Raw genomic sequence first — 22,037 nt, 5'->3', positions numbered from 1 at the left:
GCATTATGGTCCATCATTGCAAGATAAAAAGCCACGCAGAATACTCTGCGTGGCTTTTTTATGCTTTCTATTGCAGTATTATACTTCCGGTGCGTACAAATCCTGCAGGCGCTGCAAGTGCTTGTAACGCTGGACAGATTCCTTTTCGGATCTGTTGAACAGATCCTCGGCGCGATCCGGGAAAGAGCGGGTCAACGCGGAGTAGCGCGCCTCGTTCATCATGAACTTGCGGTAGTCCTCGGTCTTGGGCTCCTTGCTGTCAAGAATAAACGGATTCTTACCCTCAGCCTTGAGCGCCGGATTGTAGCGGAACATATTCCAGTAGCCGCAATCAACCGCACGCTTCATCTCAACCTGACACTGACCTAAGCCGCCCTTGATCGAATGCATCTCGCAGGGCGAGTAAGCAATGATGAGCGACGGGCCATGATATGCCTCAGCCTCGGTAATTGCCTTGAGTGTCTGCGTCGGATTTGCGCCCATGGCAACCTGCGCCACATAGACGTAGCCATAGCTCATCGCAATCTCGGCCAAACTCTTCTTGCCGATTGCCTTACCAGCTGCCGCAAACTGCGCTACGGCACCAATGCCGGTCGCCTTAGAGGCCTGACCACCGGTATTGGAGTAAACCTCGGTATCAAAGACGATCACGTTAACATCCTCGCCGGAGGCCAGCACATGATCCAAGCCGCCAAAGCCGATATCATAAGCCCAGCCGTCGCCGCCGAAGATCCAGACCGACTTCTTGGACAGGAAGTCCTTGGACTCCAATACATATTTGCAGACCGCACAGCCGGCGGCCGCGCCTTTCTCCAGCTCGGCAACCAGCGCAACCGTCGCAGCTGCATTGGCCTCGCCGTCCTCCTTGGTCTCCAAGAAGGTCTGAATAGCGCTCTTCATGGTGTCAGTGGTGCCTTCCGCAGCGGCCATTTCCTCGAGCTTAAGAATCAGACGATCACGAATGGCCTTCTGGCCGTAGAACATGCCAAGACCGTGCTCGGCATTATCCTCGAACAGAGAGTTTGCCCACGCCGGGCCGTGACCCTTAGCGTCGACTGTGTACGGCGAGGTCGCAGCCGGACCGCCCCAGATAGACGAGCAGCCTGTCGCGTTGGAGATGTACATACGGTCGCCGCTGATCTGGGTAATCAAACGGGCATAGGCGGTTTCAGCGCAGCCTGCGCACGCACCCGAGAACTCAAGCAGCGGCTTCTTGAACTGGCTGTCCTTGACGGACTTGGTCGAAATCATGTCCGGCTTCTCGGTCACCTCAGCGACCATGTAGTCGAACACTTCCTGCTGCGCGGCCTCCTGTGCCTGCGGCACCATGGACAGCGAATCAGTCGGGCAAACGGTAACGCAAACGTCGCAGCCCATGCAGTCCAGCGGCGAAACCACCAGAGAATACTTATAAACGCCCTTACCCTTGCCGGCCTTGATGTCAACGATTCTGGATGCCGCAGGGGCCTTGGCGGCCTCCTCCTCAGTCAGCGCGAAAGGACGAATGGTAGCGTGCGGACAGGCGTTCGCGCACAGGTTGCACTGGATGCAGGTGTCGTGATTCCAAGTCGGAACAGTAACCGCGATGCCGCGCTTCTCGTATGCGGCTGCGCCGTGCTTGAAGGTACCGTCTGCATAATCAACAAAAGCCGAAACAGGCAGGCTGTCGCCATCCATGCGGTTGATGGGCTCCATCAGCTCCTTGACCATTTTAACGGTATCGGATCGGCCGGACAACGCCTCGCTTCCGCCCTCATCCTTGGCATCCGCCCAAGAAGCAGGCACGTCGATCTTAACAAACGCCGTAGCACCCGCGTCGATTGCCTTGTGGTTCATATCGACCACATCCTGGCCCTTCTTCATGTAGGACTTGGTGGCGGCATCCTTCATAAACTGGATGGCCTCCGCCTCGGGCATTACATTGGCCAGCGCGAAGAACGCGGACTGCAAAATGGTATTGGTGCGCTTGCCCATACCGATCTCAATGGCGAGATCGATCGCGTTGATGGTGTAAAGCTGCACATTGTTCTTGGCGATATAGCGCTTTTCAGATGGCGCGAGGTGCTTTTCCAGCTCCTCCGGGCTCCACTGGCAGTTGATGAGGAATACGCCGCCTGGCTTTACATCGCGTACGATCGGGAAGCCCTTGGTGATATAGGACGGATTATGGCAGGCGACAAAGTCGGCCTTGTTGACGTAGTATGCAGAGCGGATCGGCTTGTCTCCAAAGCGCAGGTGCGACACCGTCACGCCGCCTGTCTTCTTGGAGTCATACTGGAAGTACGCCTGTACGTACTTGTCGGTATGGTCGCCGATGATCTTGATCGAGTTCTTGTTCGCACCAACGGTGCCATCGCCGCCGAGGCCCCAGAACTTGCATTCAGTCGTACCCTCGTACGCGGTGTTCGGGGCAGGCTTTTCCTCCAGAGACAGATGGGTCACGTCATCGTTGATGCCGATCGTAAACTGCTCCTTGGGCGTGTCCTTTTTCAGCTCCTCATATACCGCGAAGACCGAGGACGGGGGTGTATCCTTGGAGCCAAGGCCGTAACGACCGCCGGTGACGATCTTATCGGTAATGCCGGCGTTTGCCAGCGCGGTGATAACGTCCATGTGAAGCGGCTCGCCCTGTGAGCCGGGCTCCTTGGTGCGGTCGAGCACGGCGATCTTCTTAGCGGTCGCCGGGATAGCGGCGAGCAGCTTGTCGGCGCGGAACGGGCGGTACAGGCGAACCTTAATAAGTCCGACCTTTTCGCCATGGGCGTTGAGGTAGTCGATGACCTCCTCGGCCACATCGCAAATCGAGCCCATCGCAATGATAACGCGGTCGGCATCGGCCGCGCCGTAGTAGTTGAACAGCTGGTAGTTGGTACCGAGCTTGGCGTTTACCTTATCCATGTACTCCTCTACGATGCCGGGTACCGCTTCGTAGTACTTGTTGCCGGCCTCGCGGTGCTGGAAGAAGATATCGCCGTTCTCATGCGAACCGCGCATCACAGCGTGCTCGGGATTGAGCGCACGACGGCGGAAAGCCTCAACCGCATCCATATCGCACATTTCCTTCAGGTCGTCGTAGTCCCAAACCTGAATCTTCTGAATCTCATGAGAGGTGCGGAAGCCGTCGAAGAAGTTGATGAACGGCACGCGGGACTTGATGGTGGCCAGATGCGCCACGGCGGACAGATCCATAACCTCCTGCGGATTGCCCTCCGCCAGTATGGCAAAGCCGATCTGACGGCAAGCCATAACGTCGGATTGGTCGCCGAAAATGCTCAGTGCATGTGTCGCGACTGTGCGCGCCGAAACATGGAAAACGCAGGGAAGCAGCTCACCCGCGATTTTATACATATTCGGGATCATGAGCAGCAGACCCTGAGACGCAGTGTAGGTCGTGGTCAGCGCGCCGGCCGCCAGAGAGCCGTGCACCGTACCCGCAGCGCCCGCCTCAGACTGCATCTCGATGACCTTTACAGTTGTACCGAAAATGTTTTTTTGACCGGCGGCAGCCCACTGGTCAACGCTGTCTGCCATGGGGCTGGACGGGGTGATCGGATAGATACCCGCGACCTCGGTAAACGCATACGACACATGTGCCGCAGCGGTGTTGCCGTCCATGGACTTCATCTTTCTTGCCATGTGATATATCCTCCTATTCAGTTATAACGTGCTGAACGGGGTGGCCGTGCTTTGCTGCGATATGCACAAAGACAATATGCACACCAACCCTTTTCATTCTATCACTCCATCACAAAATTGTAAACACCTAATATATCAAATTCGTAACAATCTCCAAATCATATGCTCGGCTGCTTGTCTGCCTATCTGCTTGGCCACTTGATTACCAAATGATATCACCAACATTTTACCATCTGTGTTACAGTTGTGTTACGGTTGCCTTATGTTTCCAATTTTCCGTTGCGTGTGCTTAGGCTTTTATGTATATTTATAATGTAAGAATTTTCCGGACGGAGGGATGAGATGGTCTCGCGCGTATTTTCTGCCGGGCTGCTTGGGATTGATGGCTATGTCGTAACGGTTGAGTGCTTTCTGTCCGGCGGTCTTCCCCGGCTGGACGTTGTCGGCCTGCCGACCGGCGCGGTGGCCGAGGCAGGCGACCGCGTGCGCGCCGCAGCCAAGGCATGCGGCTTTGACTGGCCGGTCTCCCGTCTTACCGTCAATCTCGCCCCGGCTGATACCAAAAAAGCCGGCACGGCTTACGATCTGCCCATCCTGCTTTCCATTCTCGCCGCAGCGGGCGAGATCAACGCCCCACCGCAGGACGCGGTGTTCCTCGGCGAGCTGTCGCTGACCGGCGCGCTGCGCCCAGTGTGCGGCGCGCTTTCGATGGCGCTGGCCGCGCGCGATGCGGGTTTCAAAACCATTTATGTGCCCGCGCAGAATGCGGCGGAGGCTGCCTATGCTGACGGCATGACCATCCTGCCCGTGCCCGATCTCGGCGCGCTGGTCAATCATCTCCACGGGCGCGGCGCGCTCACACCATGCCCACCACCCACTCCGCCCGCCCCGCGAGACGAAACGCTTGATTTTTGCCATGTCATGGGGCAGCACGCGGTCAAACGTGCGCTGGAGATCGCCGCGGCAGGCGGACACAACATCCTGCTTTCCGGCTCCCCCGGCTCGGGCAAAAGCATGATGGCCAAGCGCTTTTCGTCCATCCTGCCCCCGCTGTCCACAGACGAGCGGCTCGAGGTCATCCGCGTCTGGTCGGCCGTCGGCCGCGGACAGCAGGCAGTCGAGCGCGCCGAGCGTCCCTTCCGCGCACCGCACCACACCTCATCCGCCAACGCGATGGCCGGCGGCTCGGGCGCGGCCGGGCGGCTGCCTATGCCCGGTGAGATCACGCTCGCCCATCGCGGCGTGCTGTTTCTGGACGAGCTGCCCGAGTTCCACCGTGATGTGCTCGAAACGCTGCGCCAGCCGCTTGAGGATGGCTGCGTGACCATCTCCCGCGTGGCGGGGCAGGTCACCTACCCCGCGCAGTTCCAGCTCATCGCCGCGATGAATCCCTGCAAATGCGGCTGGTACGGCACCGACCGCTGCACCTGCTCGACCTCCTCCGTGCGGCAATATCTCAAGCGTCTGTCCGGCCCGCTGCTCGACCGGATTGACCTGCAGGTCACGGTACAGCCGGTCGAATACGCCGCGCTGGCTGCACGCGGCACGGCCAACGAGGAAAGCTCGGCCGATATCCGCGCTCGCGTGCTCGCCGCGCGCACCGTGCAATACGCACGGCAGGGCAAGGATACCTGTAACGCCTCGATCGCACCCGCGCAGCTTGCCGCGCACTGCCCCCTTTCGGAGGATGCCTCGCATATGTTCGCGGCGGCATTCGAGCGCCTTGGGCTGACCGCCCGTGCGCACGACCGCGTGCTGCGCGTTGCCCGCACGATCGCTGATCTTGCAAACAGCAGTACCATTGAAGCCGTTCATCTTGCCGAGGCGCTGCAATACCGCACACTCGACCGCACCAGCGCCGAGTAATCCCCAGCTTTTCCCCTGTTTGTGGAAAACCTTGTGGATATTGTGAATAAGTTGCAGTCCTTTGACGGTTTTACACGGTTTTCCTGATCTGTATAGCAGAAAAATATCCCATCGCATTACCGTGCTTTTGCGCGGATGCTCCTTTAGTGCGGCGCGCTGCCGCAGGTATATCCCTCTTGCAAACAAATCTACTGAGAAAGGCGGCTGCATCCTGGTATTTTCCTCTCGATCGTGTGATGTGGCCGAAATGGTGATCGCTATGTCCGATTCTCTGCGCCGATGCGCCGGCGCTTTTGCCCTACTGACCGCACTGCTTACGCCCAAGGCCGGTGCGCTCACCAACATCTCTGTCTGGGCGCAGGAGGGCGTGTCCGCCGCAGAGGCCTCCGGTCTTGCGCCGAGCACACTGGCCGCGCTTAACGCCAAGGGCGAGATCACCCGCGCCGAGTTCTGCGGCGTTGTTGTCAATCTCTATCAGGCGGTCAGCGGCAAAAGCGTGCCGCTCCTATCCGAAACACCCTTTGATGACTGCGACGATCCGAGCGTTACAGCTGCGTACAAGCTGGGACTGGTCAGCGGGCGCGGCAACGGCGTGTTCGATCCGAACGCCTCGATCGAGCGACAGGATCTGTGCGTAATGCTGTACAACGTGCTGGACGCAGCCGATCTTACTGCCCCGCCCATCGCAGGGGACGGCGCGGTCGAGGATTATCCCGACGTGCCCGATATTCGGGATTACGCGGTCAATGCCATGATTACCATGGTCGATTATGCAATCGTCAACGGCATCTCCGCGCAAGATCAGCCGCCCCTGCTCGCCCCCGCGGGCACTGCCACACGCGAGCAGGCGCTCATCATGGCCAACCGCTTTTGTGCGGCGTTTGGGGGCGATGCGCCGCCCCCTGCCCCAGTGGGTAACGCTTCTTCTCTTGACCCGGAGGGTGGCATCGTCTTCCCCGACCCGGAAGGCGGCAGCGTTTCTCCCGGCACGGAGGATGGCAGCGTGCCGCCGCAGGACGAGCCTATCAACGTTTGGAATGGCTCTGCCTTGACCCTGCCCCAGACAAACGAGGAAAAGCTGGCCTTTGTTTACGGTGAGGGCGGTGCACCATACCAGACCGCCGATGAAGCCGAGACGCAAATGACCCAGATCCGCGTCAAGGTATGGCGGCTGCAAGAGGACGGCTCCAAAACCACCGGCATCGCTTGGCTGGAGGTCAACCGCAGCCTTGCTCCCGTTTATGAGGCGATCTTTGAGGAAATTTATCATGGGGACGAGCAGTTCCCTATCAAAGATGTCGGCTGCTATGCATGGCGTCCGGGCGAGCATGGGCAAGGCACCGCGGTCGATATCAACTGGGAGGAAAATATGGAGGCCACCATCAATGAAGACGGCAGCCTGACGCCGACCTGCGGCACCCACTGGCTGCCCGGCGAGGATCCCTACTCCATCCCCGAGGGCGGCGATGTGTACAATGCTTTTACCAAATATGGTTTTACATGGGGCGGCAATGCTTGGCGCAGCAAGCGGGACTACATGCATTTCAGCTATTTCGGACGCTGAAACACGGACAAGCCTATCCACACATAAGCCGGTATGGCCTTTGATGAGACATACCGACATCCGCGAAAGCACTATTAATTTATATTTGTTACACTTTTGTAAAGATTAAGTTCTTTATAATTTTTCAAAACAGCATATAGCCCAAACTTTTAATGTGCAAATGGCGTTTCGATGCCCTGCATCGCAGTTTGAAAAAGTGTACTTTTACAAACTCCGGTGCAAAAAGAAAAAGGGGGAGCATATCATTGAAAAGGTTGGAACTGTATGCTGTATTAGTGCAAAATATCTAAAATTTCTTTAATTTATAAAAGTACAATTTATCAAATTGGCAAAAAGGAGTAGAATGTAAAATGAAAAAGGTGGTACGTTCCAAAAAGCTTTCCACGACCCTTGTTTTATTTTCGGTCATCACGCTGTTTGTGCTCAATACGATCTCTGCCGTTTGCATCAGCGTGATCGCCGGCGCGGGCATGAAGCAAACGCAGGATAATTTCTTGCAGCAGTCCATACGCGGCGCGTCCAATGCGGTCGAACAGTTTATCGACAAGGAGATCGCCATCGTGCAAATGATGGCTCGCAGCGACCAGATCTCCGCCCTGCTTGCCGAAAGCACCCCGGGCACAGCCTTATCGGATATGCCGCGCTTTGCCGACACGATCGCTTTTTTGCGGCAAACGATGAATACATACCCGAACATCCTGAATATGGGCTTTGGCAGCCTTGCGGAAGACCGCATTTACACACAGGACGGCACGCGGCTTGACATATCACTCAGCGGGCGCTCTTATTTTAATGAAGCCATGTCAGATATTTATATCACATCGCTCTATACCGATACCGTAACCGGCGAAAATTGTATTTCCATCATCACCCCTGTTACTGATGGCTTGCGCACGACCGGTATGCTGATTCTCGACCTCAAAATAGCGCGGATATCGGAGTTTCTCACGCAGATGTCCTTTGACAAAACCGGCCGCATCGCCCTGATATCGGAGGACAACGTCGTGCTGGGCTATGCAAACACCGATCTGGTCGGTAAAAATGTGAAAGATGTTGGTGTTGAGGGCGATTTACTTGACGATCTGGCCGCCCCCTCTGGCGATATCGTGCAGTATAAGATGAACGGTCAGAGCCGCATGGGCATCGTCGGCACCGCCTTGGACGGCCGCTGGCGGATGCTTTCCTCCATGTCCACCGGCGAATACTACGCTGTGATATCCAAGGTCATCATCGCGCTTGATCTGCTCTTGCTGGGCAGCACAGTCATCATGGCGGCCATGCTGTTCGCCGTGACCAAGAAAAAGCTCCGCCCCGTTACTGAGCTTTGTGCGGGTTTGCAGGAGATCAGCGAGGGCAATCTAAGCATCACCATCACCCACCACGGGGATGACGAAGTAGGCGCGATGGCCGACTCCATGCGCCATTGCGTCGATCACCTTTCCTCCTATATCCATGCGATCAGCGCTGTGATGGAGAGCTTTGCGCGTGGTGACCTGACCGCCACCACTGATATCGAATTCAAGGGTGACTTTCTTTCCATCGAGCATTCGCTTTCCGAATTTGTCCGCAAGCTGACCACACTGATGCGCGGCATCCATCAGGTGTCCGAGCAGGTCTCCTCCGATGCCGAGCAGGTTTCCTCCGGCGCGCAGGCGCTGGCGCAAAGCTCGACTGAGCAGTCCTCCTCGGTCGACACCTTGGCATCCGCAGTCGCGGAGATCTCCTCTACCGTGAATGACAACCATCAGATCGTCATGAACGCGACCGACGGCGTGGTACAAATCAACAGCAGCATCGTAGAGGGCGATCAGAAAATGCGGCAGAGCCTTGTGTTTATGAATGAGATCCTTGAAAAATCCAACGAGATCAGCCATATCATCAAGGTCATTGAGGATATTGCTTTCCAGACAAATATCCTCGCGCTGAACGCGGCGATCGAGGCCGCCCGCGCCGGCGTCGCCGGCAAGGGCTTCTCTGTGGTCGCGGATGAGGTGCGCAACCTTGCCGGCAAAACCGCAGAGGCCTCCAATACAACGACCGCGCTGATTGCAGCCTCGCTCACAGCCGTGGAGAAAGGCACCCAGAGCATGGAGACGACCTCCCAGTTCATGGAGCAGATCATGGATGAGGATCAGAAGATCACCGAGGTATTCTACACCATCTCCGAAGCATCCGAGCAGCAGTCCTCCTTCCTCTCCCAGATCGTGCAGAGCGTTGACCAGATTTCCAGCGTCGTGCAGACCAATTCCGCCACAGCCGAGCAGAATGCGGCGGTCAGCGCGGAACTTTCCGGCCAAGCGCAAAAGCTCAGAAGCATGATAAGCCAGTTTAGGCTGCCCGATATAGAATAAGCGGTACAGGCGTCCCTTTGCCGGGGAATGTACAACTGCAAAACAGGCGGAACGCCCGGTATCCGGTCGCTCCGCCTGTTGCTTATTGTATACAGATGTCAAACTGTCATCCCTGTGCGCCGCCTCATCTGCCGGACGGCTGTTCTCCTCCCATATCCGGCCGCAGCGAAAAACGGTTTTTGTGAAACGAGATCAGTCCCTCGTCCCGCATCCGCCCCATCTCAGCTGACAGTGCGCTGCGATCGACCCCCAGATAGTCGGCCAGTTGCTGACGGTCAAAGGGTATCGCAAAGCACGCCGCGCCGTGCAGGATCGCCTGCTCGGACAAGTAAGACAGCAGCCGTCCCCGAATGGTCTTGGAGGAGATGTGGAACATGCGGCGCGACAGCACAAGGTTCTTTTGCGCCGCTGCGCGCAGCATATTACGAATCAGCCGCTCATGGTGCGGGCAGGCGCTCTCACAGGGGTGCAGCAGTCTGTCCCCACGCAGCAGCAGCACCTCGGTTCTCTCGGCTGCGACTGCGCTGACCAGCATCGGCTCGTCCGGCAAGCAGGCGTAGGTTTCGGCAAAGACCTGACCGGCCGCGGCATTATCCAAAATCGTTTTGTTGCCCCACATATCGTCAAATTCGATGTTGACGCTGCCCGAAAGCACCAGTCCCATGGTGTTGGTCGTCTCCCCCGCGCAGAAAATGACCGCTCCCTTTTCATACATACGGCGCTTTGCTTGCAGACAATCGAGCATGTGCTGCATCTGATCGGCTGACGTGCCGCGAAACAGCACGCTGTTCTGCCAAAGCTTTTCGTCCATACTTCCCTCTTTTGCTATATTCGTTGTTTTAACAACATACTAATCTGCTTCATCATACTATACTGAAGTCAATCAGTCAAGTAGGAGGATAACGATGATGGTACGGAGAATCATCCAGATAGATGAAGAAAAATGCAATGGCTGCGGTCTGTGTGCGCAAGCCTGCCACGAGGAAGCGATCGGTATGATCGACGGCAAAGCCAAGCTGCTGCGCGACGATTACTGCGACGGTCTGGGCAACTGCCTGCCCGCCTGCCCCACTGGTGCGATCACCTTCATTGAGCGCGAAGCCGCCGCCTTCGATGAGGCCGCGGTCGAGGAGAACAAGAAGCGTAAAATGCAGGCTGGGGGCAAGACGCTGCATGGCGGCTGCCCGGGCAGCCAATCCCGCCGCATTGAGCGCGCGGAAGCTGCGGCCACTGCTGCCGCTCCTGTCACTTCTGCGCTGCGCCAATGGCCGGTACAGATTCAGCTCGCACCGGTGAACGCCTCGTATTTTGACGGCGCAAACCTGCTGATCGCGGCCGATTGCGCGGCATACGCCTATGGCAATTTCCATCAGGCCTTCATCCGCGGCAAGGTGACGCTGATCGGCTGCCCCAAGCTGGACGACGTGGATTACAGCGAAAAGCTGACCGAGATCATCCGCCGGAACGATATCAAAAGCCTGACCATCGTGCGCATGGAGGTTCCCTGCTGCGGCGGCATCGAGCACGCGGCAGTCACCGCACTCAAGAACAGTGGTAAATTCATCCCGTGGCAGGTTGTCACTATCTCGACCGACGGCCGCGTCGTCGAGTGAGCACAACTGCATAGCTGTTGGCAAAAACAGTCCGGACATCAGCCGGACTGTTTTTTGCGCGCATTTGTATTTTCTCATAACGTGTCATCATTTCGTTCATAGAGATGCCTCTCAACATACACCATCATTCTGTTATGTTGATAAACATACTCAAACAGTGCTACCAACGGCCCTATCCCTCTCAACGCCGGTTCATCAAAAACAATTGGCAGCAGCACAGAAGCAGCCAGCAGAATGACAATCAAAATGGCGAAAAGAGATAAGTGCTCTCTGCACCATTTCTTTTTGAAATAGGTCTTCCTTTCCTCTAATACGAAAGTGCTTGGCTTGGCAGCTGCAACGATGTTTTGCCGGAATGTTTCATCCGACAGTCTTTCTCCAGCCTGCAATTCATCAACAGTACCATCAAACCCCTTCTCTATTTGAGCCACCTCGTTCACCCCTGTCAATAGTATGACTCAACTCTGTGAAAATGCTTCTTTATCAGCAGCGATCGCCATATGCTGTTTATTGCACCGCCATTTGCGCATTGACTGTCTCTTCAGTCGCGCGCATCGCCTCCAGCGTGCGCTCCATCAGCTCGTCGAGCGTCAGGCCGCACAGCGCCGCTCCTCTTTCGATCACATCCCTCGAGCAGCCGGCGGCGAACTTTTTGTCCTTAAACTTCTTTTTCAAGCTTTTCAGTTCCATATCCTGCACGCTTTTGGATGGACGCATGAGCGCCGCCGCGCCGATCAGGCCGGTCAGCTCATCGGCCGCAAACAGCAGCTTCTCCATCTCATGCGTCGGCTCAACATCCACGCAGATGCCCCAGCCGTGGCTGCACACCGCGTGGATGGTCGCCTCGTCCGCACCGCCCTCGCGCAGCAGCGCGGGCGCTTTTTTACAGTGCTCCTCCGGCCACTGTTCAAAGTCGATATCGTGCAGCAGGCCGACCACACCCCAAAAATCGGCGTCCTCTCCCCTCTGCGCGGCAAAATACCGCATCACCGCCTCAACCGTCAGCGCGTGACGCAGATGAAACGACTCCTGATTGTACTTGCATAGCAGCTCCCATGCCTGCTCTCTTTTCATGTGATACCTTCCTTTCTTGTAACAGCCTTTGCGCCTTCTGCAGCGCACCTTTGATGGAATACGGCAGCGTCATTGCAGCCAGCTTGGTTTTTCCCGCATCCGCACGCCCGCTGCAATGCCGAGCGCGGCGTACATCGTCACCACCGATGTGCCGCCATAGGAGAACAGCGGCAGCGTCAGACCCATGACTGGCAGCAGGCCGACGCACATGAAAATGTTCATGAACGTCTGGAACAAAAACATACCTGCAATGCCGACCGCCAGCATCGCGGAAAACATGGTCGACGCGCGAAAGCTGACATAGAACAGCCGCGCGATCAGCAGCACGAGCAGCGCGAGGATCAGCATACAGCCGATAAAGCCCAATTCCTCACCCGCAACGGAAAAGATATAGTCAGTTTGGTTTTCCGGCACAAGCTGCATTTGGGTCATGGTGCCGTTGGTCAGTCCCTGCCCATTCATCTGTCCGCCGCCGATGGCGATCTTGCCATAGGTCGTCTGGCGAGAAAGGTCGGGGTCGATCGACGGATCAAACAGCACAAGAATGCGCAGCTTTTGATAATCCTGCAAAACAAATTTCCATAGAATTGGTATACCCGCCACGCCCAGCGCGCAGCCGACACCCAGCCAGCGCAGCGGCAAGCCGGCCGCGAACATCATCACCAACATGATCATCAGATACTGCACGGCCATACCTGTATCGCCTGAGGTGGCGACAATCACCCCCATCATCAGCAGCGTGTGCAGCCCAAGCACCAAGACACCCTGCCACTCGTTGATATGGTCGCGTATCTCCGATATATGCGCGGCAAAAGTGAAGATGAAGATCAGCTTGCCCAGCTCGCCCGGCTGCAAGCTGGTCACGCCCAGATCAAGCCACGCGCGCTGGCCGTTTACCTCCATGCCAAGCGGTGTAAACAGCAGGCATTGCAGTAAAATATTGGCGATGACAAAAAACTTCCACCACCCACTCATCGTCTCCAAGTCAATCAGCGACATGACAACAAACGCGCCCAAGCCGAGCACGACTGCCGCCGCCTGTATGACCAGATTGCGGGTGCTGCCATCCAGCACGCTGACCGGGTTGAGCGTGGCAGAATAGATCAGCACCATGCCGTATACCGAGCAGAGCAGCGCGAGCACGAGCAGATAGAGATCTGTATTTTGTAGGTAGTGCCGGATATTCTTTACAATGTCCATGCGTGACTCCTTATCTGTAAATATGCCTTTGCTTCATATCATACCACAATAGCGCACCATTTGCGAGACGCAATTTCGGCAAATTTTTTGTCTTTGCTGCTGGAAAACTGTGCAAAACATTGTTATAATGAAAATACTGCTCAATATAAACCGCAGAATACGGGAGGACAAAAAGGTATGCTAACTGATATTGAAATCGCGCAGGGCTGCGAGATGCTGCCCATCACGCAGGTCGCCGCCGCCGCGGGGGTGGACGTCGACGACCTCGAGCTGTACGGCAAATACAAGGCAAAGCTCTCAGCCGCCGTGTGGAACAAGGTGAAAGATAGAGAAAACGGCAAGCTGGTGCTGGTCACCGCCATCAACCCAACTCCGGCGGGCGAGGGCAAGACCACCACGACCGTTGGCCTTGGCGAAGCGATGGCAAAGCTCGGCAAAAACGCGATCATCGCGCTGCGTGAGCCTTCGCTCGGCCCGGTGTTCGGCATCAAGGGTGGCGCGGCCGGCGGCGGCTACGCGCAGGTCGTGCCGATGGAGGATATCAACCTGCACTTCACCGGCGATATGCACGCCATCACTGCGGCCAACAATCTGCTCTGCGCCATGCTGGATAACCATTTGCAGCAGGGCAACGCGCTGCACATTGACCCGCGCCGCGTCATCTTCACCCGCGTGATGGACATGAACGATCGCGCGCTGCGCAATATCACCATCGGCCTTGGCGGCAAACCGAACGGCGTACCGCGCGAGGATCACTTTATGATAACGGTCGCCTCTGAGATCATGGCCATCCTGTGTTTGGCCGCCGATCTGGACGATCTGAAAAAGCGCTTCGGGGATATTCTCGTTGCCTACAATGACGCTGGGGAGCCGGTTTATGCGCGTGACCTGCACGCCGAGGGCGCGATGGCCGCGCTGATGAAAGACGCGATCAAACCCAATCTGGTGCAGACGCTCGAAGGCACGCCCTGCCTGATGCACGGCGGCCCGTTCGCAAACATCGCGCACGGCTGCAACTCCGTGCAGGCGACCAAGCTGGCGCTCAAGCTGGCCGACATCGCCATCACCGAAGCCGGCTTCGGCGCTGATCTGGGCGCGGAAAAATTCATGGACATCAAGTGCCGCAAGGCCGGTCTCGCACCGGACTGCATCGTCATCGTGTCTACTGTGCGCGCGCTCAAGTATAACGGCGGCGTGGCCAAGGCCAAGCTGAACCAGCCTGACCTTGCTGCGCTCGAACGCGGTATCTGCAACTTGGATGCGCATTTGGATAATATGTCCAAATTTGGCGTGCCGGTCGTTGTCGCCGTCAACGCTTTCCCGACCGATACCGCCGAGGAGATGGACTTTATCCGCGCGCACTGTGCCAAGCGCGGCGTGCGTGTGGCGCTCTCCGAGGTGTTTGCCAAGGGCGGCGAAGGCGGCGCAGCGCTGGCCAACGAGGTACTCGCTGTTCTGGACGAGGGCAAGGCGGATTTCCACACGCTGTATGCGGACGAGCTGCCGCTTGAGGACAAGATCCGTAAAATCGCCACAGAGATTTACGGCGCGCGCAGCGTTTCCATTGCGCCCACCGCGCACAAGGAGCTGCAAAACATCACCGAGATGGGCTATGGCAATCTGCCGGTATGCGTTGCCAAAACGCAGTATTCGCTGTCTGACGACCCGGCTCTGCTCGGCCGGCCGGCCGACTTTGTCGTAAGCGTCCGTTCGGCGCGTCTGGCCGCGGGCGCAGGCTTTGTTGTCGTTGAAACCGGCGCGATCATGACCATGCCCGGTCTGCCCAAAACACCGGCAGCGGAAAAGATTGACGTTGATAACGACGGTAAGATCACCGGCCTATTCTGATACCACGAAGCAGCAAAAGAGCCGCCTTGATGGCGGCTCTTTTTTGTTATCCATTCCCTTGCAGATAGGCCAGCAGCTCGGCAGCGTTGGTATCCGGCTTGACCTTGGGCATCACCTTTTCGATCATGCCGTTCTCGTCGATCACATAGGTGGCGCGCACCACGCCCAGACAGGTTTTTCCATAGAGCATTTTCTCTTTCCACACATCATAGCTCTGTATGACCGTCCGCTCGGGATCGGAGAGCAAGATGAACGGCAGCTCGTGCTTGTCCGCAAATTTTCGATGGGATGCAGCCGAATCCTTACTGACGCCAATCACCACCACATCCAGCTTTTTGAAGTCCTCATAGGCCGCCGCAAAGGCGCAGGCCTGCCGCGTACAGCCTGGCGTATTATCCTTGGGATAAAAATACAATACCACCTTCTTGCCCGCAAAATCAGAAAGAGACACCTCTTTCCCATCCTGATCCGGCAGGGTAAACGTCGGTGCTTTTGTTCCAACCTCCAACATATTTAAGTTCCTCCTTTGATAAACACAAAATTATCCTCCGCAGAGCACGAGGAAGAGAATTTGTAACCCAGCTCAGCAAAATCCCGGATCGCGTCCGGGTCTGTGACCTGATGCTCGGCCAGCCAGCGCACCATCTGCCCCCGCGCCATCTTGCACATCGTGCCCTTTTCGATGAGCTTTCCGTCCTTTTCCTCCCCGAAGGTGCAGGTGAGAAAGCGCACCGCATCGGGCAGGTGCGGCTCAACCGCACGGCTGTACTCCTTGGAGGCCAGATTCAGCACAACATCAGTCTCCGCCGCCAGCTTCTCCGCCAGCTTGCCGCCCCAGAATGCATAGAGATCCTTCTTCCCTTCCACCGACAGCCGCGCCTGCATCTCCAACCGGTAGGGTGTCACGCCGTCAAACGGCCGCAGCAGGCCGTAAAAGCCGGACAGGATACGCAAATGCTCTCGGATATAGGCAAGCTGCCCGGTCTCAAAAACGCCCGGCGCCATATAGCGGTACTGGATACCCTCGTAGGATAGCACGGCAGGCGTCAGGCCGCGGCGCAGCTCCATCGTGCGCAGCCGCTCAACATTGAGCGCGGCGATCGCATCGTTACATTTCCAGAGCGCTTGCAGCGCCTTGGGCGACAGCGCTTGCAGCGCCTCCTTTATCCGCTCAGCCTCATCAATAAACTGCGGCAGCCCCTCTGTTGCAAAGCTGTCCACATCCACATTCATTTTTTTCGCCGGTGAGATGATGATCCGCATCGGTTATGTCCTCACTTCTAAACTAATTGCAAGCCGCTCTGCCGCCGGAGCCAGCCCGTCAAAGCCCACGCAGCGGCTTGGCTTGCGGTTTACCGCATGGTCGAGCAGCGGCTGTTCCGTACTGCTCTCATCCATACAGTAATCCAGCGCCAGCACATCATCCCAAGCACGGTTGAGAAAGGCAACCTCCCGACGGCCATGCGTCCTTGTCAGCACGCACGCGCCCGCCCGGTCAAGATAGCTCTCGATGGTCTGTCCCGTAAGTCCAGCAGCCGAAAAGCTGCGGCGCAGGCCGGTGAAAAAGACGCCCGGCAGGTCAGCCCATGCGCGGGCGGGCAAGTCAAACAGCACAAAGGCGTAGCGGCTGTGGCAATGAACAGCCAGCAGGCTTGCCCTGCCCCGCAAGGTGATGACATGGATATCCCAGCAAAAGCGGCGGTCAGCCTCTGTGCCGTACGGCGGCGGGGCCTGATACCGCAGCTGCCGCTGCAGCGGAATGGTCAACCCCAGCTCCACCGGCTCACTTCCTCTCCCACGGCAGGGTGATCTTGTCCACCCGATACCGACCGTCCCCGGCTTCCATCATGCAAAAGGTGATCTCCTGGTCGAAGCGCCTTCTGCCGCAGCTGCCGGGGTTGAGCCACAGCACGCCGTCCCTCTGCTCACAGGCATATTTGTGGGAGTGTCCATACACCACCACATCCACGCCGGACAACGACTGCGGCACTTCCTTCCGGTTGTGAATCATAAAAAAGCGGACGCCCTCGATAGCAAAGGTCAGGCTGTGCGGCAATCCGTCTGCCCACGCCTTATCGTTATTGCCCCGGACGATATAGCACTCCCCGCAAGCGCGCAGCCTATCCACGACATCCTGTGTGTTGATGTCCCCCGCGTGGAGAATCACGTCCGCCGATGCTAAGCGCTCCATGACCTCCGGCCGCAGCAGGCCGTGGGTGTCGGATACAATGGCGATGCGTTTCATGTGCCTGCCCTCACAATCCGGTGCGGTACAGCGGTATGACATGGATGACCGGCTGCTCATATGGATGCACCCTTTTCACCGCCGCGACCGTCTCGTCCACGCACGCGGTATGGCAGACAACTTCTACCTTCAGTTCGGGCGCGGCGCTTATCTCGCCAATGCTGCCGAGGTACGGCTTGGTGCCCTCCAGCGGCCGCCAGCAGCCGGTAACGCGGCTGTAAGACAGGCAGCAGTCATAGCTGCCGATATGTCCGGCATCCACCTGCTGCAATGCCTGCTGTAGTGCGGCCAGATGCGTCTCGGGAATAAATATCTCCAGCTTGCAATAAGCGAAATCAGCCATTGCGTTTTCCTCCGTTTGACAGATTGACCGCCATGCGGCTTACTCCCACGAGATGCCGCGCTCCTTGAGCAGCTGCTGCGCCAGCCTGAAGCCCGCTCTGGCGTATTCCTGATACAGTCGGATCGCCTCGGCCTCGTTTTTCTCCATACCCTTGCCCGCTTCCAGCATCGTTGCCAGTGAGAACTTGGCCGTCATGTTATCCTGCTCAGCGGCAAGGCGGTACCAATAGATTGCCTGCCGGTAATCCTGCTCGACGCCATGTCCCAGCTCGTAGCAGTCGCCCAGATTGCACTGGGCGTACGCATTGTTCTGCTCGGCGGCAAGGCGATACCAATGCACCGCCTGCGCATAGTCCTGCTCAACGCCGGTTCCATTGGCATAGCACCATGCAAGGTTGCTTTGCGCTTCGGGGTTGCCCTGCTCAGCGGCAAGGCGATACCAATGCACCGCTTCCTCCCAGCTTTGCGCGACGCCTTCGCCGTTCTCATAGCACACGCCAAGGTTACACTGGGCGCGCGCCAGTCCCTGCTCGGCCGCCTGTTTGTACCAGTAAACGGCCTGCTCCCAGCTTTGCTCCACGCCCAATCCGTCCTCATAACACCAGCCAAGATTGCACTGGGCGTGCGCATAGCCCTGCTCGGCGGCAAGGCGGTACAGACGCACCGCCTCGTCTATGCTCTGCGCAACGCCTCGCCCTTTTTCATAACGCAGGCCGAGCGCGTTCTGTGCGGAGGCATACCCTTGCGCGGCAGACAGGCCGAACCAATGCACGGCTTGCTCGTCGTCCTGCTCCACGCCCCAGCCGTTGGCATAGCAATTTCCAAGATTATACTGCGCAATCTCATTGCCCTTTTCTGCCGAAAGACGATACAAACGCGCCGCTTCCTTTTCGTCCTTCTCAACGCCCTCACCGTATAGGTACGCCTCGCCCAGCATACTCATCGCGGCATCGTGACCCTGCTCGGCGGCCAACCGGAACAGACGCGCGGCCTCTGCATCGTTCTTCTCCACGCCATCGCCCCTGTAATAGCAATACGCCAGACCGTATTGCGCGCCCGCATGTCCCTGCTCCACCGCTCGCCGATACCAATAGACGGCCTGCGTATCATCCTGCTCCACGCCGCTGCCATTAAGATAACAAACAGCCAGATTATACTGCGCGCGCGCGTAACCTTGATCGGCCGCGACCCGATAAAGACGCACCGCTTCCTTCTCGTCCTTCTTAATGCCTCTGCCGCGGAGATAGCTATTAGCCAGATTGACGATCGCCAGCGGCTCGCCCTGCTTTGCCGCCAGCTGGTACCAGTACAGCGCTTTCTTATAGTCCTGCTCAACGCCATTGCCGTTGTCATACATCCAGCCGAGGTTGTTTTGCGCCATCGCATCTCCCTGCTCAGCGGCAAGGCGATACCAATATACAGCCTGCTCGAGATCCTGCGCAACGCCGTAGCCTTTGTCCAGACAATAGCCGTAATTGCACTGCGCAGTGACATCGCCCTGCTCGGCCGCAAGGCGGTACAAGCGGGCTGCCTCCTCCCAATCCTGCGCCACGCCGCGTCCCCGCTCGTAGCAGATGCCCAAATTGCACTGGGCGCGCGCGTAGCCTTTCTCAGCCGCCAGACGATACCAATACATCGCCTGCTCGTAGTCCTGTGTAACACCAGCGCCGTGCGAATAGCACCACGCAAGATTGCACTGTGCCGGTTCATAGCCCTGCTCGGCCGCAAGGCGGTACAGGCGCACGGCCTCCTCCCAGCTTTGCTCTACACCGTCGCCGTTTTCATAGCACAGGCCAAGGTTGCACTGACCACGCGGATAGCCTTGCTCGGCTGCCTTTTTGTACCAGTAAACGGCAAGCTGGTAACTCTGCTCAACGCCCTTGCCATTGCAGTAGCACCAGCCTAAGTTGCACTGGGCACGCGCATAGCCTTGCTTGGCGGCAAGGTCGTACAGGCGCGCCGCCTCCTCCCAGCTTTGCTCTACGCCATCGCCGGACTCATAACACAGGCCAAGGTCACACCGGGCGCGCGGATAGCCCTGCTCAGCCGCCCTACTATACCAATAGACGGCCTGTGCATTATCCTGCGCAACGCCCTTGCCGTTTTCATAGCACCACGCCAGATTGCATTGCGCAGCGGCATAATCCTGCTCGGCGGCAAGACGGTACAGACGCACGGCCTCCTCCCAGCTTTGCGCTGCTACGCCTTCGCCGGTCTCATAGCACACGCCAAGGCTGCACTGACCGCGCGGATAACCCCGCTCAGCCGCCTTGCCATACCAGTAAGCGCCCTGCTCCTTATCCGTCTCAATACCCTTGCCGTTTTCATAGCACCATGCCAAGTTGCACTGCGCAGGCGGATAGTCCTGCTCCGCAGCAAGATGGTACCAGTGCACCGCCTGCTCCCAGCTTTGCTCCGCGCCTTGTCCATCCTCATAGCACCAGCCAAGGTTGCATTGCGCACGCGGATAGCCCTGCTCGGCGGCCTTGGTATACCACTGAACCGCTTGCGCACAGTCCTGCTCAACGCCTTTTCCATTTTCATAGCACCATGCCAAATTGCACTGCGCGGGCGCGTACCCATGCTCGGCCGCAAGGCGGTACCAATGCACCGCCTGCTCCCAGCTTTGCTCTACGCCTTCGCCATTCTCATAGCACAGGCCAAGGCTGCACTGCGCGCGCGCATAGCCCTGCTCAGCCGCCTGAGCATACCAGTGCGCCGCTTCCGCGTAATCCTGCTCGACGCCCTTGCCGTTTTCATAGCACCATGCCAAGTTGCACTGTGCGGGCACTTCGCCCTGCTCGGCGGCAAGGCGGTACAGCTCCGCCGCCTGCTCCCAGCTCTGCTCGACACCCTCGCCGGTCTCATAGAGCAGTCCAAGGCTGCACTGGCCGCGCGGGTAACCCTGCTCGGCCGACTGGGCATACCAATGCGCGGCGCGCTCATAGTCCTGCTCGACGCCCTTGCCATTTTCATAGCACCATGCCAAATTGCACTGTGCGGGCGCATAATCCTGCTCCGCGGCAAGGCCGTACAGGCGCACGGCCTCCTCCCAGCTTTGCTCTACACCCTGCCCGGCTTCATAGCACCAGCCAAGGTTGCACTGTGCGCGTGGGAAATCCTGCGCAGCGGCAAGACGATACCAATGCGCCGCCTGCTCGGCGCTCTGTTCCACGCCCTGCCCAAATTCATAGCACCATGCTAAGTTGCACTGGGCGACTGCATAGTCCTGCTCGGCGGCAAGGCGGTAGAGGCGCACGGCCTCCTCCCAGCTTTGCTCTACGCCATCGCCGTTTTCATAGCATACGCCAAGCGCGCACTGAGCACGGGTGTCGCCTTGCTCTGCAGCCTGCTGATACCAATAAACGGCCTGCGCCTGATCCCGCTCCACACCCTTGCCGCTCTCGTAATACCAGCCTAGGTTGCACTGCGCGGGCGGGTAGCCCTGCTCGGCTGCGGCGCGAATCAGCTGGACGGCCTTCTCCTGATTCTGCTCGACGCCCTGACTCCGTGCAAAGTATAGCCCCATCGTAAACAGCCCACGCTCGTTACCCTGCTGAGCCGCCAGCTTGTACCAATGCAGCGCCTGCTCCGGGCTTCTTTCCACGCCCTTGCCGTTTTCATAGCACCATGCCAGATTGCACTGCGCGGGCGCATAATCCTGCTCAGCGGCAAGGCGGTAGAGGCGCGTCGCCTCCTCCCAGCTTTGCTCTACGCCATTTCCGGTCTCATAGCACAGGCCAAGGTTGGATTGGGCACGCGGATAACCCTCCTCGGCAGCAAGGCGGTACAGCTCGACGGCCTGCTCCCAATCCTGCTCGACCCCCTGCCCACACTCATAGCACCAGCCGAGGTTGCACTGCGCGGGCGGATATCCCTGCTCGGCGGCAAGGCGGTACAGCTCGATGGCCTGCTCCCAGTCCTGCTCAACGCCATGTCCGGCCTCATAATACCAGCCCAAACGGCATTGCGCCGGCGGATAGCCTGTCTCCACGCCTTTTTCGCAATATCGGACGGCCTTTTCCCACTCATTCCGCTTCTCGGCCTCGTCGGCCAAGGTCATCCAGCCGTAACCCGATATGTATTCCTCCTCCACGGGGACAAAAAAGTCATATCCACATTCTGGGCATTTTGCCAGTTCAGCATCTTCAGTTACATATCCGCAGTCCGACCCTTCGCAACGATAAAATTCCATAGCTCATCTCTCCCCTTTCTATCCAAAGTATACCACACGCCCGCGAATAAATCTACCCATTTGCCGCACGTATTAAGAGGATATCTAACGACACCCTTCTCAT

General features: G+C 57.8%; 16 protein-coding genes. 5 read left to right on the top strand and 11 right to left on the bottom strand.

Translation table 11 applies throughout. From position 1 onward, the window contains the following. Positions 1–78: 78 nt before the first annotated feature. A complete protein-coding gene (nifJ, locus tag MR935_RS01045) occupies positions 79–3,636 on the bottom strand; it encodes a pyruvate:ferredoxin (flavodoxin) oxidoreductase (RefSeq protein WP_290570261.1) in 3,558 nt (1,185 codons plus the stop codon). Between the two features lie 342 nt (positions 3,637–3,978). On the opposite strand from nifJ, the gene MR935_RS01040 reads away from it, so the two are divergent. The 3 genes from MR935_RS01040 to MR935_RS01030 all read left to right on the top strand — a co-directional run bounded on the left by MR935_RS01040 (position 3,979) and on the right by MR935_RS01030 (position 9,417). Continuing rightward, complete coding sequence (locus MR935_RS01040) at positions 3,979–5,502, top strand: YifB family Mg chelatase-like AAA ATPase (protein ID WP_290570259.1); 1,524 nt, start codon at positions 3,979–3,981, stop codon at positions 5,500–5,502. A gap of 259 nt (positions 5,503–5,761) precedes the next feature. Next, positions 5,762–7,066, top strand: a complete 1,305-nt coding sequence (locus tag MR935_RS01035; RefSeq protein WP_290570258.1) for an S-layer homology domain-containing protein — start codon at positions 5,762–5,764, stop codon at positions 7,064–7,066. A 350-nt stretch (positions 7,067–7,416) separates the two neighbouring features. Beyond that, entirely contained in the window at positions 7,417–9,417 is a 2,001-nt protein-coding gene (locus tag MR935_RS01030; RefSeq protein ID WP_290570257.1) for a methyl-accepting chemotaxis protein, read from the top strand. A 124-nt stretch (positions 9,418–9,541) separates the two neighbouring features. On the opposite strand, the gene MR935_RS01025 is transcribed toward MR935_RS01030, so the two are convergent. Further along, positions 9,542–10,228 (bottom strand): Crp/Fnr family transcriptional regulator, encoded by a 687-nt coding sequence (locus tag MR935_RS01025; protein WP_290570256.1) that lies wholly within the window; start codon positions 10,226–10,228, stop codon positions 9,542–9,544. A gap of 97 nt (positions 10,229–10,325) precedes the next feature. Between MR935_RS01025 and MR935_RS01020 the strand changes: the two genes are divergently transcribed. Next, entirely contained in the window at positions 10,326–11,030 is a 705-nt protein-coding gene (locus MR935_RS01020) for a 4Fe-4S binding protein (protein WP_290570276.1), read from the top strand. Positions 11,031–11,104: 74 nt separating this feature from the next. Here MR935_RS01020 and MR935_RS01015 read toward each other — a convergent pair whose 3' ends face one another. From MR935_RS01015 to MR935_RS01005, 3 genes are all read right to left on the bottom strand, one after another. Then, positions 11,105–11,461 carry a hypothetical protein gene (locus MR935_RS01015; protein WP_290570255.1) on the bottom strand — a complete coding sequence of 119 codons (357 nt, stop codon included), beginning with the start codon at positions 11,459–11,461 and terminating at the stop codon, positions 11,105–11,107. A gap of 76 nt (positions 11,462–11,537) precedes the next feature. Continuing rightward, positions 11,538–12,104 carry a hydrolase gene (locus MR935_RS01010; RefSeq protein WP_290570254.1) on the bottom strand — a complete coding sequence of 189 codons (567 nt, stop codon included), beginning with the start codon at positions 12,102–12,104 and terminating at the stop codon, positions 11,538–11,540. A gap of 69 nt (positions 12,105–12,173) precedes the next feature. Next, positions 12,174–13,304 (bottom strand): FtsW/RodA/SpoVE family cell cycle protein, encoded by a 1,131-nt coding sequence (locus MR935_RS01005; RefSeq protein ID WP_290570253.1) that lies wholly within the window; start codon positions 13,302–13,304, stop codon positions 12,174–12,176. 177 nt (positions 13,305–13,481) lie between these two features. Here MR935_RS01005 and MR935_RS01000 point away from each other — a divergent pair, with 177 nt between their 5' ends. Beyond that, the gene (locus MR935_RS01000; protein WP_290570251.1) at positions 13,482–15,152 is read left to right on the top strand and encodes a formate--tetrahydrofolate ligase; all 1,671 of its coding nucleotides are present in this window, start codon (positions 13,482–13,484) and stop codon (positions 15,150–15,152) included. A 46-nt stretch (positions 15,153–15,198) separates the two neighbouring features. Here the strand turns inward: MR935_RS01000 and bcp are convergent, their stop codons facing one another. The 6 genes from bcp to MR935_RS00970 are packed head-to-tail and all read right to left on the bottom strand — an operon-like array spanning position 15,199 to position 21,934. Beyond that, positions 15,199–15,663, bottom strand: coding sequence for a thioredoxin-dependent thiol peroxidase (gene bcp / locus MR935_RS00995; protein ID WP_290570250.1), 465 nt, complete (start codon positions 15,661–15,663; stop codon positions 15,199–15,201). A gap of 2 nt (positions 15,664–15,665) precedes the next feature. Next, positions 15,666–16,415 (bottom strand): peroxide stress protein YaaA, encoded by a 750-nt coding sequence (gene yaaA / locus MR935_RS00990; RefSeq protein WP_290570249.1) that lies wholly within the window; start codon positions 16,413–16,415, stop codon positions 15,666–15,668. Between the two features lie 3 nt (positions 16,416–16,418). Continuing rightward, positions 16,419–16,931 carry a DUF6933 domain-containing protein gene (locus MR935_RS00985; RefSeq protein WP_290570248.1) on the bottom strand — a complete coding sequence of 171 codons (513 nt, stop codon included), beginning with the start codon at positions 16,929–16,931 and terminating at the stop codon, positions 16,419–16,421. A 4-nt stretch (positions 16,932–16,935) separates the two neighbouring features. Continuing rightward, the gene (locus tag MR935_RS00980) at positions 16,936–17,397 is read right to left on the bottom strand and encodes a metallophosphoesterase family protein (RefSeq protein WP_290570247.1); all 462 of its coding nucleotides are present in this window, start codon (positions 17,395–17,397) and stop codon (positions 16,936–16,938) included. 10 nt (positions 17,398–17,407) lie between these two features. After that, entirely contained in the window at positions 17,408–17,740 is a 333-nt protein-coding gene (locus tag MR935_RS00975; RefSeq protein ID WP_290570246.1) for a cytochrome C biogenesis protein, read from the bottom strand. Positions 17,741–17,779: 39 nt separating this feature from the next. Next, positions 17,780–21,934, bottom strand: a complete 4,155-nt coding sequence (locus MR935_RS00970) for an SEL1-like repeat protein (RefSeq protein ID WP_290570245.1) — start codon at positions 21,932–21,934, stop codon at positions 17,780–17,782. Positions 21,935–22,037: the final 103 nt, after the last annotated feature.

The organism is Agathobaculum sp., assembly GCF_022775115.1.
Classification (GTDB): Bacteria; Bacillota; Clostridia; order Oscillospirales; family Butyricicoccaceae; genus Agathobaculum.
The sequence above is the reverse complement of the archived record's forward strand: the minus strand, read 5'-3'. Positions and strand labels throughout refer to the sequence as shown.

Coding starts and splice junctions, on each gene's coding strand:
- nifJ (WP_290570261.1), bottom strand. CDS start 3,636: ATGGCAAGAAAGATGAAGTCCATGGACGGCAACACCGCTGCGGCACAT.
- MR935_RS01040 (WP_290570259.1), top strand. CDS start 3,979: ATGGTCTCGCGCGTATTTTCTGCCGGGCTGCTTGGGATTGATGGCTAT.
- MR935_RS01035 (WP_290570258.1), top strand. CDS start 5,762: ATGTCCGATTCTCTGCGCCGATGCGCCGGCGCTTTTGCCCTACTGACC.
- MR935_RS01030 (WP_290570257.1), top strand. CDS start 7,417: ATGAAAAAGGTGGTACGTTCCAAAAAGCTTTCCACGACCCTTGTTTTA.
- MR935_RS01025 (WP_290570256.1), bottom strand. CDS start 10,228: ATGGACGAAAAGCTTTGGCAGAACAGCGTGCTGTTTCGCGGCACGTCA.
- MR935_RS01020 (WP_290570276.1), top strand. CDS start 10,326: ATGGTACGGAGAATCATCCAGATAGATGAAGAAAAATGCAATGGCTGC.
- MR935_RS01010 (WP_290570254.1), bottom strand. CDS start 12,104: ATGAAAAGAGAGCAGGCATGGGAGCTGCTATGCAAGTACAATCAGGAG.
- MR935_RS01005 (WP_290570253.1), bottom strand. CDS start 13,304: ATGGACATTGTAAAGAATATCCGGCACTACCTACAAAATACAGATCTC.
- MR935_RS01000 (WP_290570251.1), top strand. CDS start 13,482: ATGCTAACTGATATTGAAATCGCGCAGGGCTGCGAGATGCTGCCCATC.
- bcp (WP_290570250.1), bottom strand. CDS start 15,663: ATGTTGGAGGTTGGAACAAAAGCACCGACGTTTACCCTGCCGGATCAG.
- yaaA (WP_290570249.1), bottom strand. CDS start 16,415: ATGCGGATCATCATCTCACCGGCGAAAAAAATGAATGTGGATGTGGAC.
- MR935_RS00980 (WP_290570247.1), bottom strand. CDS start 17,397: ATGAAACGCATCGCCATTGTATCCGACACCCACGGCCTGCTGCGGCCG.
- MR935_RS00975 (WP_290570246.1), bottom strand. CDS start 17,740: ATGGCTGATTTCGCTTATTGCAAGCTGGAGATATTTATTCCCGAGACG.
- MR935_RS00970 (WP_290570245.1), bottom strand. CDS start 21,934: ATGGAATTTTATCGTTGCGAAGGGTCGGACTGCGGATATGTAACTGAA.